The following is a 14,063-nucleotide window of genomic DNA, read 5'->3' on the forward strand; positions in this document are numbered from 1 at the left end:
TTCAACTTACAAAACCTTAGTTTTTCCTCATAGCGGGAAAAATTAAGGTTTTATTTTTTAAGGAATATTTTTATAGGTAAGACGTTCTTAGTCTATTTTTTATTGATTTTTATATGAAATAATGCAACTTTTATTTGAAATCAACGTAAAAAAGTAAAAAGAAAGGATGAATTGATGGCTGTCTCGATAATATTGATGGTGATTGTTGGAAATGGTTTACTGTTCATTTATAATCAGTGGCAATTTAAAAAGGCAGAAAAATTATATGAGCCGGTTGGGAAATTTATAATAGTAGATGATGATATAAAGTTACATTATATTTCAGAAGGTACCGGTCAACCAGTTGTATTTCTACATGGGGGAATACTCTCTAGCAGTGATTATAAAGAAACCGTTCAAATGGCAGCTCAGCAAGGTTATCATGCAATTGCCTTTGATAGACCTGGTTATGGATATAGTGAAAGGCCTAAAAAAAGAAAAATTACTCCCATTACGCAAGCTTCTATTATTCATAAAGCGTTAAAAGAACTTGGAATCAATGAACCAATCATATTAGTTGGCCATTCTTGGAGCGGTACGATGACCCTTTCCTATGCTCTACAATTTCCAAAGGAAGTTGCTGGAATGATTTTAAATTTATTACTTAAAACACCTTTAGCAAAAAGTATGGCTTTCTCAATGGCCAAGCAAACTTTTGCTCCGGAGCAGGTACCAGAAAAGTATGCAAAAGAGCTATATGCAATCGGATTCCGTTCAAGTCATTTTAGAGCAAATAGGGAGGATGTGCTTGTATTCCCTGAAACCTCTAAAATCTTATGTGAAGAATATAAAAAAATTACAGTTCCTACAGTAATTGCAGTGGGAGAAAATGATCCATTTGGGGTGATTGATCAAGCGCGGCGATTAAAAGAGGATATTCCCCATGCCACTTTAAATATCATTCCAGACATCGGACATATGATTCCAGAACTTCATCCAGAGATGGTCTTGGAAAATGTGAAATTTATATCTAAAAAAAATACGAGTATTGTTTAAAGTTGTTTATTAAATATCAAACGTAGGAGACTTAAGGGGATTTTAGATTTAATTTCCATTTAAACTAAAAGGGAGAGGAGTTTTATGTATGTTTAATAATGAACAATTACAAGACTTAATTGCTGGGAAAAGTGTTGGGAATAAGTTCCCCTATAGTATAAATGATGACCAAGAAATAGAAGCACATATTCGGCGATTATTTCATCGAATAAACCGTATTCCAAATTTAGTATGTGAAGCAGAGTGGAATCATTTTGGCAGTGGATACGCTTCCTTTGTTGAATTATTTTGTTATCGGAAAGAGGATGTTAAAGTTGTTGAAGAGAAATATGGGCGTCGAGAGATAAGGACAGATGGGATCATTATTGATATTTGTCGTTTAGCACCTGTTGCAATTATGGGTGAAGATGACAGATATAAAACAATACGTACCGAAACAAACGAAGTAGTTGGTGGAGCACATGGGACGTTACTTAGTGGTCCACATCGATTAAAAATAAGTAAAGATTTCCAAACAATTGCAGAAAACTTGAAACAAGTTTTGGAAGAGTTTGATTATGAGCTTTTAGAGGCTAAAGAATTAAATCAACCTTTATCTTTTCAAACGGAAATAGCAACAATTTATCGGGAACCTAGAGAATATTTAGTGATGGATGCGATTTTTTATTGGGAGGATTAGTTTAATTGTAATGTATTACTAAGTCTAATACGACTTGGATTGTTGTAAAAATTAACTCTCTTAATGTCTATCACTTTTGGAAAATTAAATAACTTGATGATCTTAATATATTTTCCATAAAAGCTTCCTTAAATTGAAGTATTCAAATAAATGAGAACATTCTATAAGTAGAGTTTAGAGGATTGAATTCGGTATTAAACCGGACTCAATCCTTTTTATTTTTCTTTTATTCGTTTGTAATTGAAGTAATGTAGAAATAACCTTATCAACAAATTAAACTATATCACTGTTTAATAGGTACACATATTTCACAATAAGGGTGACTAATCATATCACTAATGTACTTTTCCATAATTGGTTTATGATCGATTTGGAAATTGTTATTTTGTAAATGTTGAAAAATAGCCGGATATGCTTTTTGTATTTCTTCTGTTGTATGTTTTACTTCATAAACATAATACTCACCCCCAGAAAGTTCCCTTTCAAGAACTGAATTATCTACTTGAAAATCATTTGGAATGACAATGCAAGCATCGAATCTGCACTGATTAGGTGGTGTTGTTTCTGGGTTATCTAGTGGAATTGCAAACAAAATTGCAGAATTAAGAAGATTATTCTCCTTCGCCCATTTTTTTAACTTCTCCATTACTTCCATATTAGCAGGACCGTATTGACCAACACGTCGCATATAAGCAATACGATAGTTTGGAAAAGTTTCGATTTTATATTTCATTACGTTCCATCCCTTCTATCCATATTCTTTGGTACATTTCGAATGTAACATGTTATAAAAAAATATTTCGATTAATTTTAAAAATAATTTGAAAATTTATTATATAATTGAATGAAAATGAAGAGTATGGAAAAAAATGTTATCCATCATCGAATTTATGGATATTTGTAATTATTTTCTTTTTAGCTATGGTTAAAACAATAAAGGAAAGTCAACGTCGGAATCGGGATTAATAACTTTATTCCATCCAAATTTTTAAAAATTCACAAATTATTTTGTTATACGGTCGAATAAACTATGGGTGTAAATGTCGAGCAATACGGTTTGGTAGAAAAAATGATTAAAAGAAGACAATGAAAAAAGCAAAAAGGGAAGATGAATAGGAGAGTCTTCCTTTTTGCTTTAACATTGGATTTCAATTCGTTGTTATCCTTTTATTTACTGACCGTTTTTTCTTCGAACCGTTATCGATTCTCCTGCGATTCCCCAATTATCCGTATCAACTTCATCAATGACAACGACCGTTGTGTTCGGATTTTTATCTAAAACATCAACAAGTAATTGAGTCGCTCCTTTAATAAGGGCTGCTTTTTTTTCGGGTGTAACGTTTTCGTTGGTAATTTTAATATTTACGTATGGCATTAATATTTCCCTCTTTTCTTTTTTATTTTATGGCTGAAGTTTCTAATGGTGGTCTTCGTTCAAATCGAATCCCGCTTATAAGAAACAATGCGCCAATAAAGACAACGCCAGCTGCTCCTATCAAAGCAGCGTTATAACTTTGAGTGAAGGATGTTAAAACGCCAGCGATAGTCGGACCAATCATTTGGCCAATGGCATAGATAGCCGTAAGATAACTAATGACTCGACTACTATTCGCCGGGTTCATTTGACGGGCTAATGTAGTAGCAAGGGTAGTGATTCCCATAAAAGTTGCGCCAAATAATAGTGCAGAAATAATAAGACTTATTTGAGATGTCCAGAAAACAGGTAGAGCAATTCCGATAGCTTGTAAAATCATTGATAAAACTAATGATATTACAAAACCTTGCTTTTTTGCTAATGTTGACCAAAGTATACAGGAAGGAATTGCACCTAACCCAACAACAATCCAAACAAAGGATGAGTCCATTCTAAATGTTGGTGAATTTTCTGCAATCGATACGATGAATGTTCCTGTTACAATATAACCTAAGCCTTCTAACCCATAGGCAATCATTAACCATGTTAGCCATTTTGGGGGAGGTACTTGAATTTTTTCATCTTGTTTTTCCGTTTTTGTCAATGTGTTTAGGGAATCTTTTAGCCACATCCATACAAAGATCGTAAGAACTATGCTTACAATCGCTAATCCTATCCATACTCCTTCCCATCCAAACAAATCGTTAGAACTTGGAATGAAAAGGGTTGAAAAAAAGATCCCAAACCCAACGCCAGAATAAAAAATGCCTGACCAATTTGTTTTACCGGCAGAAGATAATTTATCTAATACAATACTAGAAGCGATAACAAAAATGAATGAACTGGCGATTCCTGAAACGAAACGAAGGATAAGCATTAAAACATAAGAGTGGGAAAGTCCCATAACGAAGGTGGTCAACACACTGATGATAAGACTAACTCTTAAAAAATTAGTTTTATGCTTTTTCAACGGAAGTAATCCTGCTACTATTGCACCAGCCAAATATCCAGCATAATTACTCGAAGCAAGGTAACCTGCTACTGTGTCAGAAAACGAAAGGTCTTTTTGCATGAGTGGTAGGATAGGTGTATAAGCGAATCTTCCAATTCCCATTGCAATCATAAGTGAGAAAATTCCGCCAACTAAAAATAAAATTAGATGCTTCTTCAAATGTTTCACCCCCTCGTTTTGTTTTTTATTTCTATCATTATCATATCTGTTTTTTGATATATGGTATAATACATAAAATTGATATGAAGTCATCATTAATTTATATATCAAAAAAGGGGGATGACGATGGATATCCAATCGTTAAAATTTTTTCGAGCTGTTGCAGCGTCAGGTAGTATATCAAAGGCGGCGAAGGAACTAAATTATGCCCAGTCCAATCTCACAGCAAAAATTCAACAATTGGAAGGTGATCTTCAAACGACGTTATTTTATCGACACAATCGAGGAACGACTCTTACGGATAAAGGGAAAGTATTACTTGTTTATACAGATAAAATCTTTCAACTTTTAGCAGAGGTAAAAGAAGTAATGAATGATAATGGAGTACCAAAGGGACCTTTAGCGATCGGTTCAATGGAAACAACTGCGGCAGTTCGTTTACCTGCTTTGCTTTCAAAGTTTCATCGTGAGTATCCGGATGTTGATCTTACATTAAAAACTGGTCCAACAGAGCAAAATGTACAAAGTGTTTTACAATATGAATTGGATGGCGCCTTTGTTGCAGGTCCTATTGAACATCCGGAACTTTCTTGTCAAACTTTTATAGAAGAAGAGTTGGTCCTTGTAACGGATACGTTCCATCAACCTTTAACTTCGTTAAAAGAGATACAAAATAGAACGATATTAGTATTTCGAAATGGTTGTTCTTACAGAGCAAGATTTGAAAAATGGTTACACCATGAAGGGGTGATACCAGAAAAAATAATGGAGTTTGGAACTCTTGATGGAATAATTGGTTGTGTATCTGCAGGGCTAGGTATCAGTTTACTTCCTCGTAGTGTAGTAGCTAAACATGTGAATGAAGGAGTGCTTGTCCAACACGATATCCCTGAACAATTTGGAAAAGTGAAAACGATTTTTATTTACCGGAAAGATAAATATTCGTCTACTTCCCTCGAGAAAATGATAGAAATGTTGAGCAGTGAAAAAATAGGTTTGGTTTAAAATTGCTCTGATGTAAACGGCAATTATAAAAGATATAGGAAGTAAACTACATATCACTCCATTAATAAGGGGTTAAATAAAATAATAAATATCTAAAATGAGGGTTATTGTATTAAACTTATAGGAAATTTTAATTTTTCAGTATAAGCTTAAAATATATTATTTCTATTCTAGGAGGAGAAAATATGGAAGTATTCGCAGAATTTTTAGAGAAAATCGAAAATATGCAACATCGGGAACGAACAGAAGAAGTTTTAAGCTGGGTAAGTGAGAAATATCCAAATTTAACGCCAGTAGTTAAATGGAAGCAGCCTATGTTTACCGACCATGGTACATATATTATTGGCTTTAGTGTAGCGAAACATCATTTAGCTGTTGCCCCTGAAGAGGCAGGGATTACTCATTTTACTAATGAGATTGTGCAGGCTGGATATAGTCATACGAAAGGTCTCGTTCGATTCCCGTGGAATAGCCCAATTGATTACGCATTACTTGAAAAAATGATTGATTTTAATATTTTAGATAAAGCAGATTGTTCAACCTTTTGGAGATAACGGAAAATAGAGTAGAGAAAAAGTATTTTATAGTAGAAGAATCAACTAACCATTGAGCGCAATTCTAAAAATGAATTGTGTTCTTTTTATATATTCGAATTGGATATTTAACCTTTGCAACATACTGTGAAAATGAAGAAGTAAAGGAAAATTTAAAATTGGATTTAGAAACTTTTTTAAAACAACCGCTCTGGTAAATGTTAAGTGTGAGGTACTTAATCAGCAATCCTCTTAAAGGGAGGATTGCCAAAAAGTGAATAGTATTATTGTGTATTCAGTATTTCCTTTGAGCGTTTATTCCCTTTATAGATAAAATAAAGAGAAAGAATCATAAATAATAATGCAAAAATACGTTTCGTATCAAATTCAATGACTAAACTATTAAACCATCCAAAATGATCAATGACTACGCCAATCACAAGTTGACCAGCTATTCCAGCAATATTCGTTGCAATAACGCCAATTCTAGGGACTGCCATAACCGTTAATAGTAGATACATAGTGCCTAATAATGCGGCACTTAATTGCCATTTTGGCACATCAAAAAGTGCAAGCACATTTCCGCCACCGAAAAATAAAATGAAAATCGTAAGAAACATTGTTCCCGTTAAAAAGGTTAGAAATGTTGTTTCAATTGTCCCAGCTTTCCGACTAAATGTCCCGTTGATAGACGATTGGGCACTTAATGTGATTCCGCCAATCAATGTAAATAAAATCATAAATATCCCCATCATTAGTCCTCCTAGTTGATTAAAATAAGTGCAATAATCATTGATATAACCGCAAATATCTTTTCTTTATTAATCATTGTTTTTTTGCTGCCTAACCAACCGAAATGTTCAATCACCATACTCATTATTAGTTGTCCGATAATGACAGCAACCATTGTTATACCGACACCAACGAATGGGACACTGACAACGATTGATGTTAAATAAACAACACCTAATGCTCCTCCAAGTAATGACCATTTAGGTGCTTCAAATGTATAGGAAAGCTTCCCTTTCCCAAAAAAGAGTAACAATAATCCCATGATTATCGAACCCATAAAGAAGTTATAAAAACTTGTTTCGATTTGTCCAATTGTTTTTCCTAATTCTGCATAGATAGCTCCTTCAAAGCTAAGGGCTGCCCCTGCCAATAGTGCAAGTATATAAGATATAAATCGCATAGGGATATATCTCCTTTTTCATATAATTGTATATCTAGATATATAGATATATAAGTTGATAAAAAAACAGAAATCAACATTTACTAGATCTCTGTTTTAAAATAATTAGCTAATTGTTGAATAAATTCTTCATTTCGTCTGTAGTAAGTCCATTGACCATGTCGAATTGATTCAAGTAGACCAGCTTTTTGCATCATATTTAAGTAGCTAGAAACCGTAGATTGAGAAACTTTAGCCTTTTCTTGAATATCCCCAACACAAACTCCCCCTTTATAACTTACCTCCTTTGGTAGGTGAGCGCCTTGTTTTGGGAAATGTTTCTCGGGTTCCTTTAACCACTCTAGGATATTGAGTCTTGTTTCGTTTGATAACGCTTTGAATACATCAATAAGTTCCATAGGAGTAATTATATATCTGGATTTTTCGATATGTCAATTGGTAAAAGGGTTAACCGTGGAATGTCAACACAAAACTGGACAACCTTTATAAGGACCTATTCTTGAATTCCACAGGCGTTAAATAGCCTAGTGTTCCGTGAATTCGAATGTTATTGAACCAATGAACATAATCATTAAGTTCAAGAGATAGCTGTTCAAGAGAAGCGAAGTGTGCGCCATTTGCGAATTCGGTTTTAAATACTTTGAACATCGCTTCGGCCATTTCATTATCATAAGGGCAGCCTTCATACTTCTGAATCCCAAATGTCTCTAAGACCCCTGAAATGAGTTTGTTATCAAACTCTTTCCCACGGTCTGTGTGGAACATCTTCATGTTATGTAAATTCCCTTTTATGCTAGCTAATGCTTGATATACAAGGTCTGCTGTCTTATTTGGACCGGTACTGTGACCAATAATTTCTCGATTGAAAAGGTCGACAAATAAGCATACATAGTGCCATTTTTTCTCAACACGGACGTATGTTAAATCACTGACAACTATTGCGAATTGTTCTTCTGTTTTAAACTGCCGATCTAACTCATTTTTGATTGGTGCTTCATTACAGGTTTGCTTATGCAGCTTGTATTGGGCCACAGTATAATTTGATACCAGTCCTAATTGTTTCATGATTCGACCGATTCGACGACGGGAAACAATCTTACCTTGTTTCTCTAATTCTACTTTAAGTTTACGAGTACCATAGTTACTACGACTTTCCTTAAAAAGGCGTTGAATATCGTTGGAAAGCTCAACTTCTTCTTTGTCATGTGCTTCTTTTTCACGCAGATTGGCGTGATAGTAATAGGTGCTTTTGGCGATGTTGAGGACGTTACACATTGCTGATACTGAATATTTGTGAGCGTTGTTTCGAATCACATCTATTTTCGTCCCATGATCAGCGCTGCTTGCTTTAAAATGTCATTCTCCATCATTAAACGTTGGTTTTCTTTTCGTAATCTAATTAATTCCTTTTCTTCTTCAGTACGATTGTCTTCTGCAGTAAATGAGCCAGTCTCTTGATGGTTTTTAATCCAGCGATCTAACGCAGAAGGCGTTATTTCATATTCTCGACAGATATCTGCACGAGACTTTCCATTTTCATAAAGCTTTACTAGTTGTAATTTGAATTTTGTTGTAAAAGTTCGACGTTGACGTGGCATAATAGCAGGCTCCCTTTAGGTTAGTATGTTAAGTCTACTAGCCCTTATAGTATCTGTCCAACTTAGTGTAACCGATTCATTTTTTAGCTCTTCCGATTAATAATAGAGTAATAAATTGGAAATAGCAAAGCCAGTACTTATGGAAAGAATAAGCAGTATCTTTCTTTTATAAGCTCTAACACTTCTTCTGGCATTTCTCTAATTTTAATATCTGTGCCAAGGAAAAGTAACCAATTTGTGAATTCAATCAGGTCTTCTGTTTTATTTACATTAATAAAAGTTTTTAAAATTGCTGTCGTTTGGTAAGGATTCGTATAGGAAATTGAAACTTTAAAAGGATGATACTTTTTGTACTGGGAGATTGCTTTAGGGCCTATTTCAAGGACAAGGTTGAATACTTCTTCCTGATGCCTTAATTTTTCTAAAATCTTTTTCCTACTTACTCTTTTTTTCGAAGGATAGACAATGACATCGGTGAGATTGTCGACAGGAAAAATTTGTTTTCTTTCTTCCTTTAAGTTAAAGCCTTCAATCATCCAAACGCTTTTTTCTTTATAAAGGTGCAAAAGATAAATTGGATAAGTTTTCACGCCATCCTCTTCATTCATGGTAATCTGTAAATAGTTATCCAAAAGTAAGATTTGAATGAGTTTTTCCAACATAGGGTGGGGGAGATCAGATAGCTCCAGTAAATCAGGATTATTTGGATTGGTTCCTTCAAATAGTAAAATTTGATTTAACAGAACAAGATCATCTTGTTGATTTTTTGAAATTAAGCCGAGTAATTTTTCAGCTAAAGATTGTCGGCTTGTTAGATAGGGAAGTTGTTGATTTCTTGTGGCCATAAAGGCAATAAAAAGGGCTTTCACTTCATTATCTGTAAACCGAACTTCGGGAAGGACAGAATTGTGCATGACAAAATAGCCCCCATCCCTGCCAACTTCAGCAACAAGTGGCATCCCCATCGCCTCAATTTCTCGAATATCTCGAATAGCCGTCGAACGAGAGATGTTGAATTCTTGTATGAGTTCAGAAATTGTAAAATGGGCGCGGTTGTTTATATACCGCATAATAATATTAATTCGTTCAACTTTTTTCATTTCGGCTCCTAAACAGTATCATTTTTTGACATGATTTAAGCTTATCATAAACGTATCAAGTGAATGAGTCAAAATCATTTGATTAATTTTAAAAAAAGGAAGGTTATGAAAATGGAAAATTACAAATTAGAAGAAAAAGAAAGTTTTATCGTTTTAGGTTTTGGAACTGAGTTAAAAAGCAATTACACAGATTTTGCCGGTTTAAACAAAGAAAAAGCAGATTTTTGGAAAAATTTCAGCGAAGATGGAAAACTCGATGCATTAAAAGCCATCGCTACGAATGATTACATTTTTGCAGTGAATGAGGCGGTCAATAACAAGATGATGTATTATGCTGGCGTTATAACAGAAGAGGAGGCACCGGAATTAGGCGAATCGAGATTAATTCAATTCCCTAAAGGGGAATACCTCGTTGTAAAAGGCGAAGGAACGTCTATTAATGAATTGAATAACCAACTGACAGGCATTGCCTTTGGTCAAGTCTTGCCAGAAGCAAAGGATTTTGCCTATGTCGGTGGACCAAATGCAACGGTTGAGATGGGACAGTGCGATGAAATTGTTTTTGGCGAAATTTGGATTCCTGTCGTCAGACGATAAAATTACCGGAGGGATGGAAATGACTTCTATTGTTGATTTTAAAAATGTGTCTACAATTGGATTAGAATCTTCACCTGTAGTAGAATCATTAGCTGGTTTACGTGCTAATGAAGCCCGTTACTTTATGAACAAATACAAGCATGAATTTACGGTTGTTCCAGCTAGTGAAAGCCAAGAAACCCTTGATTATGTGAATCGAATTTTAAAAGAAGAGCGGGATATCGAGTTTGCAGCGAATCCATTAGAAACATCACGATTTCAAGTGGAAAATATTCAATTTGCCTACGTCTTCTATGAAGATGGTCTTGCGATCAACGTTATGTATACGGTAGATGATCCTAAGAAACGGGCCGTTGAATTTAAGCTTTCGGAAGGGATGGAAATACCGAAGGAGTTAGAAGGAAAGTTTAAATTTGCCAGACAAAAGTCCAAATTAGCTGGAACGATTCGAGGATCGTTTTTTGTCATTAAAGGGGAATATTAATAGACTATTTTAATTATTAATCGTTGTTTTTAGAAATTCGATTATGATTATATGCTACGGTTAAAGAGCCCAATTCCACAGGTGAAATTGAGCTCTTTTTTTTGTAGAAAATTTGGAATAGCGTGGTTCGATTTTTATGAAATTACCACAGTTCTTATATCTATTTTCATTTTGGGAGAATGAATAATTTGATAAGGTATTCTATTATTTGCATTTAAAGTATAATTTTATTAGTTACATAAATAGGAAAGAAAAGGGATGGAATATGACGTTACAACAATTAAAATATGTGATAGAAGTAGCTCGAAGTCGTTCAATTAACAAAGCAGCGCAAAATTTGTTTATTAGTCAACCTAGCCTTTCCAATGCTATAAAAGAGTTGGAGGAGGAAGTAGGGATAACAATCTTTTTGCGATCAAATAAAGGGATTTTGATTACGCCTGAAGGGTCAGAATTTTTAGGGTACGCTAGGCAAGTCGTTGAGCAAGCAGAACTTCTTGAAAATCGATATACGAATACAAGATCTCCGCAACAACACTTTTCAGTATCTGCTCAACATTATGCATTTGCGGTAAGTGCCTTTGTACGTTTATTAAAAGAATATAGCCCAGAGGAGTATGAATTTAGTTTACGAGAAACGAAGACATATGAAATCATTGATGATGTCAAGAATCTACGAAGTGAAATTGGTATTTTATATGTGAATGAATTTAATAAAAAGGTTATTCACAAGTTTTTACGGGAAGGAAATTTACAATTCCATGAGCTATTTACAGCAAATCCCCATGTGTTTATTAGTTCAGCAAATCCGCTATCTAGAAAAGACTATGTAACATTATCCGATTTAGACCCTTATCCGTATTTATCCTATGAGCAGGGAGATTACAATTCTTTTTATTTTTCAGAGGAGATTCTTAGCACCCTTTCTCGACCGAAAAATATCCGGGTGACGGATCGGGCAACTTTATTTAACTTACTAATCGGTTTAAATGGTTATACCATTTCAACTGGGGTGATTAGTCACAAATTAAATAGTAAAGACATTATCGCTGTACCTTTAAAGGTGGATGAGCAAATCCATGTTGGCTATATTACCCATAAAAACGTCACAAATAGTACGTTGGCTCATACGTATATTCAATATTTAAAAGAATCGATCGAAGAAGAGCTGCAGTAGTTATAGTTAAAAGCTATAGCAAGAAATAGATTTTATGTGTTACGTTATAATAATTTCCCTATGCTACACTTACTTTACATCAAGCGAATAAAAGGAAAGAGGGAGATTACATTATGACAAAAACACTTATAAAGGCTCCATTTAGAGCAGATCATGTCGGCAGTTTATTACGCCCAGAAAGAATTCATAAGGCAAGAAAGAATTTTCAAGAAGGCAATATTACAAAGCAAGAATTACATGCAATTGAAACAGAAGAAATTAAAAAAATCGTCGATAAGCAAATTGAAGTCGGCCTACAAGCTGTTACAGATGGAGAATTTCGCCGAAGATTTTGGCATACGGATTTTCTCGAACATTTAAATGGAGTAGAAGGATATGTTCCAGCTCATGGTTTCGCCTTTAAAGGGGAGGAAACGGAAAGATACGATGTGCGGGTAATCGGCAAAATTTCCTTTAACCCGGATCACCCACATATAAAAGATTTTATTGAGTTTAAAGACATTGTCGGTGATCGAGCAGTTGCAAAACAAACAATCCCTAGCCCAAACCAATTGTTTAATGCCGGTATTCGAAATGTAGAAATTTATCCAGATATTGAAGAATATACAAAGGATATTATCCAAACATACCGCGATGCGATTAAAGCTTTTTATGATGCAGGTTGCCGTTATTTACAATTAGATGATGTATATATTGCAGGGTTGAACGCGCCTGAAATTCCATTTAATGATAGCGGCTATTCTCGTGAAGAATTAATCGACTTAGCTCTTCGTGTTGTAAATGGAGTACTAGAAGATAAACCAGAAGATCTTATTATAACGACTCACCTATGTCGAGGAAACTACCGTTCTAAATGGGCGTTTGAAGGAAGTTATGCGAAAATTGCCCCAACTTTATTTGCAAAAGAAAAAGTAAACGGATTTTTCTTGGAATATGATGATGACCGTTCTGGAGATTTCGACCCGTTAAAATATATCCCGAATGGTGGACCGCAAGTAGTACTTGGCGTGTTCACATCAAAACACGGAGAATTAGAAGATAAGGAAAATATTAAAGCGCGAATAGAAGAAGCAACAAAATATGTACCATTAGAGCAATTATGTATTAGTCCACAATGTGGATTTGCCTCTACTCATCACGGAAATATTCTGACTGAGGATGAACAATGGGCAAAGCTGAAGTATATTGTCGATATTTCGAAAGAGATTTGGGGTTAAAATTTAGGCGAATAACTTTAACAGGTTGTTCGCCTTTTTTGTGGCTTAAAGTACTTATGTATTCAAATCAGTAAACCTAATCATTATCACTTTAATAAGCCAGTTCATACGATAAATAGGTAATGGCGTATGAAAGGAGTAAAACATGGGTGACGTATTATCTTTACTGCTATTAGGCTTTGCAGTTAGTCTTGATAGTTTTACAGTTGGGTTAACATACGGAATGCGAAAGGTTAAAATACCGTTAAAATCGTTTTTTATCATCTTTTCTTGCACTTTCATCATTTTATTATTGGCTATGGGAATCGGTTCGATAATCGAATTGTTTATATCCTATGAAGCTGCAGAAAGAGTAGGCGGGATTATTTTAGTAGTTATTGGGATATGGGTTCTATATCAATTTTTCACGTCCGACAGTACTTCAAAATTAAGTAAAAAGGAAATAAAAGTTATTGAATTTGAAATGAAACGATTAGGACTAATGATAAAAATATTAAAAAAGCCGACAGAAGCAGATTTTGATCGTTCGGGAAGTATTAGTAGTATCGAAGCGTTGTTTTTAGGGCTAGCATTGTCATTAGATTCTTTCGGTGCTGGTATTGGCGCGGCGTTGATTGATTTACCTCCGATTTTATTTTCGATTGTTGTAACAGTTTCAAGTGTCATTTTTGTCATAGTAGGCATCAACATCGGTTTAATCTTTAGAAAGATGAATTGGGTTAAAAAACTTTCGTTTTTACCAGGTATTGCCCTTATATTAATCGGGTTGTTTAAAATGTAATAGAAGAAACTATATGTTTTAAAAAGTGCTGTTTTAGAAGCTAGTATTCAATCTTCTAGAGCAGCCTTTATTACTATGTA

17 protein-coding genes are annotated in these 14,063 nt (G+C 34.4%); 9 read left to right on the plus strand and 8 right to left on the minus strand.

Annotated features, from left to right (window positions below):
• The first annotated feature begins 174 nt into the window (after positions 1 to 174).
• Together MHH69_RS07900 and MHH69_RS07905 are read left to right on the plus strand one after the other, a co-directional pair.
• The gene (locus MHH69_RS07900; protein WP_341362055.1) at positions 175 to 1,035 is read left to right on the plus strand and encodes an alpha/beta fold hydrolase; all 861 of its coding nucleotides are present in this window, start codon (positions 175 to 177) and stop codon (positions 1,033 to 1,035) included.
• 88 nt (positions 1,036 to 1,123) lie between these two features.
• On the plus strand, positions 1,124 to 1,714 hold the full coding sequence (locus MHH69_RS07905; protein ID WP_122973658.1) for a hypothetical protein: 591 nt from the start codon (positions 1,124 to 1,126) through the stop codon (positions 1,712 to 1,714).
• Positions 1,715 to 1,997: 283 nt separating this feature from the next.
• Here MHH69_RS07905 and MHH69_RS07910 read toward each other — a convergent pair whose 3' ends face one another.
• The 3 genes from MHH69_RS07910 to MHH69_RS07920 form a co-directional block, all read right to left on the minus strand.
• Entirely contained in the window at positions 1,998 to 2,447 is a 450-nt protein-coding gene (locus MHH69_RS07910; RefSeq protein WP_122973659.1) for an AraC family transcriptional regulator, read from the minus strand.
• Between the two features lie 438 nt (positions 2,448 to 2,885).
• Positions 2,886 to 3,089: a tautomerase family protein gene (locus MHH69_RS07915; RefSeq protein WP_122973660.1), complete on the minus strand. Its 204-nt coding sequence runs from the start codon at positions 3,087 to 3,089 to the stop codon at positions 2,886 to 2,888.
• A gap of 22 nt (positions 3,090 to 3,111) precedes the next feature.
• Positions 3,112 to 4,299, minus strand: a complete 1,188-nt coding sequence (locus tag MHH69_RS07920; protein WP_445954566.1) for a YbfB/YjiJ family MFS transporter — start codon at positions 4,297 to 4,299, stop codon at positions 3,112 to 3,114.
• A gap of 126 nt (positions 4,300 to 4,425) precedes the next feature.
• Here MHH69_RS07920 and MHH69_RS07925 point away from each other — a divergent pair, with 126 nt between their 5' ends.
• Both MHH69_RS07925 and MHH69_RS07930 read left to right on the plus strand, forming a co-directional pair.
• Complete coding sequence (locus tag MHH69_RS07925; RefSeq protein WP_122973661.1) at positions 4,426 to 5,304, plus strand: LysR family transcriptional regulator; 879 nt, start codon at positions 4,426 to 4,428, stop codon at positions 5,302 to 5,304.
• A gap of 185 nt (positions 5,305 to 5,489) precedes the next feature.
• A complete protein-coding gene (locus MHH69_RS07930) occupies positions 5,490 to 5,858 on the plus strand; it encodes an iron chaperone (RefSeq protein ID WP_122973662.1) in 369 nt (122 codons plus the stop codon).
• Positions 5,859 to 6,121: 263 nt separating this feature from the next.
• Here MHH69_RS07930 and MHH69_RS07935 read toward each other — a convergent pair whose 3' ends face one another.
• From MHH69_RS07935 to MHH69_RS07955, 5 genes are all read right to left on the minus strand, one after another.
• Positions 6,122 to 6,589 (minus strand): DMT family transporter, encoded by a 468-nt coding sequence (locus MHH69_RS07935; RefSeq protein WP_341362057.1) that lies wholly within the window; start codon positions 6,587 to 6,589, stop codon positions 6,122 to 6,124.
• Positions 6,590 to 6,600: 11 nt separating this feature from the next.
• Positions 6,601 to 7,029, minus strand: a complete 429-nt coding sequence (locus MHH69_RS07940; protein WP_122973664.1) for a DMT family transporter — start codon at positions 7,027 to 7,029, stop codon at positions 6,601 to 6,603.
• Between the two features lie 83 nt (positions 7,030 to 7,112).
• Positions 7,113 to 7,427 (minus strand): ArsR/SmtB family transcription factor, encoded by a 315-nt coding sequence (locus MHH69_RS07945; protein ID WP_122973665.1) that lies wholly within the window; start codon positions 7,425 to 7,427, stop codon positions 7,113 to 7,115.
• A gap of 85 nt (positions 7,428 to 7,512) precedes the next feature.
• A protein-coding gene (locus MHH69_RS07950; RefSeq protein WP_341362058.1) for an IS3 family transposase occupies positions 7,513 to 8,627 on the minus strand; the annotation gives its coding sequence in 2 pieces (ribosomal slippage) (positions 7,513 to 8,348 and positions 8,348 to 8,627; 1,116 coding nt in all).
• A 137-nt stretch (positions 8,628 to 8,764) separates the two neighbouring features.
• Positions 8,765 to 9,727, minus strand: a complete 963-nt coding sequence (locus MHH69_RS07955) for a helix-turn-helix transcriptional regulator (protein WP_341362059.1) — start codon at positions 9,725 to 9,727, stop codon at positions 8,765 to 8,767.
• A gap of 105 nt (positions 9,728 to 9,832) precedes the next feature.
• On the opposite strand from MHH69_RS07955, the gene MHH69_RS07960 reads away from it, so the two are divergent.
• The 5 genes from MHH69_RS07960 to ytaF all read left to right on the plus strand — a co-directional run bounded on the left by MHH69_RS07960 (position 9,833) and on the right by ytaF (position 13,983).
• Positions 9,833 to 10,324 carry a GyrI-like domain-containing protein gene (locus MHH69_RS07960; protein WP_341362060.1) on the plus strand — a complete coding sequence of 164 codons (492 nt, stop codon included), beginning with the start codon at positions 9,833 to 9,835 and terminating at the stop codon, positions 10,322 to 10,324.
• A gap of 19 nt (positions 10,325 to 10,343) precedes the next feature.
• Positions 10,344 to 10,808, plus strand: a complete 465-nt coding sequence (locus MHH69_RS07965; RefSeq protein WP_341362061.1) for a phage tail protein — start codon at positions 10,344 to 10,346, stop codon at positions 10,806 to 10,808.
• 265 nt (positions 10,809 to 11,073) lie between these two features.
• Entirely contained in the window at positions 11,074 to 11,985 is a 912-nt protein-coding gene (locus tag MHH69_RS07970; RefSeq protein WP_122972778.1) for a LysR family transcriptional regulator, read from the plus strand.
• A gap of 113 nt (positions 11,986 to 12,098) precedes the next feature.
• A complete protein-coding gene (locus MHH69_RS07975; protein ID WP_122972777.1) occupies positions 12,099 to 13,202 on the plus strand; it encodes a 5-methyltetrahydropteroyltriglutamate--homocysteine S-methyltransferase in 1,104 nt (367 codons plus the stop codon).
• A 145-nt stretch (positions 13,203 to 13,347) separates the two neighbouring features.
• The gene (ytaF, locus tag MHH69_RS07980) at positions 13,348 to 13,983 is read left to right on the plus strand and encodes a sporulation membrane protein YtaF (protein WP_341362062.1); all 636 of its coding nucleotides are present in this window, start codon (positions 13,348 to 13,350) and stop codon (positions 13,981 to 13,983) included.
• Positions 13,984 to 14,063 lie beyond the last annotated feature (80 nt).

The sequence above is a fragment of the Ureibacillus sp. FSL E2-3493 genome (assembly GCF_038077515.1).
Classification (GTDB): Bacteria; Bacillota; Bacilli; order Bacillales_A; family Planococcaceae; genus Ureibacillus; species Ureibacillus halotolerans.

Coding starts and splice junctions, on each gene's coding strand:
- MHH69_RS07900 (WP_341362055.1), top strand. CDS start 175: ATGGCTGTCTCGATAATATTGATGGTGATTGTTGGAAATGGTTTACTG.
- MHH69_RS07905 (WP_122973658.1), top strand. CDS start 1,124: ATGTTTAATAATGAACAATTACAAGACTTAATTGCTGGGAAAAGTGTT.
- MHH69_RS07910 (WP_122973659.1), bottom strand. CDS start 2,447: ATGAAATATAAAATCGAAACTTTTCCAAACTATCGTATTGCTTATATG.
- MHH69_RS07915 (WP_122973660.1), bottom strand. CDS start 3,089: ATGCCATACGTAAATATTAAAATTACCAACGAAAACGTTACACCCGAA.
- MHH69_RS07925 (WP_122973661.1), top strand. CDS start 4,426: ATGGATATCCAATCGTTAAAATTTTTTCGAGCTGTTGCAGCGTCAGGT.
- MHH69_RS07930 (WP_122973662.1), top strand. CDS start 5,490: ATGGAAGTATTCGCAGAATTTTTAGAGAAAATCGAAAATATGCAACAT.
- MHH69_RS07935 (WP_341362057.1), bottom strand. CDS start 6,589: ATGGGGATATTTATGATTTTATTTACATTGATTGGCGGAATCACATTA.
- MHH69_RS07940 (WP_122973664.1), bottom strand. CDS start 7,029: ATGCGATTTATATCTTATATACTTGCACTATTGGCAGGGGCAGCCCTT.
- MHH69_RS07945 (WP_122973665.1), bottom strand. CDS start 7,427: ATGGAACTTATTGATGTATTCAAAGCGTTATCAAACGAAACAAGACTC.
- MHH69_RS07955 (WP_341362059.1), bottom strand. CDS start 9,727: ATGAAAAAAGTTGAACGAATTAATATTATTATGCGGTATATAAACAAC.
- MHH69_RS07960 (WP_341362060.1), top strand. CDS start 9,833: ATGAAAATGGAAAATTACAAATTAGAAGAAAAAGAAAGTTTTATCGTT.
- MHH69_RS07965 (WP_341362061.1), top strand. CDS start 10,344: ATGACTTCTATTGTTGATTTTAAAAATGTGTCTACAATTGGATTAGAA.
- MHH69_RS07970 (WP_122972778.1), top strand. CDS start 11,074: ATGACGTTACAACAATTAAAATATGTGATAGAAGTAGCTCGAAGTCGT.
- MHH69_RS07975 (WP_122972777.1), top strand. CDS start 12,099: ATGACAAAAACACTTATAAAGGCTCCATTTAGAGCAGATCATGTCGGC.
- ytaF (WP_341362062.1), top strand. CDS start 13,348: ATGGGTGACGTATTATCTTTACTGCTATTAGGCTTTGCAGTTAGTCTT.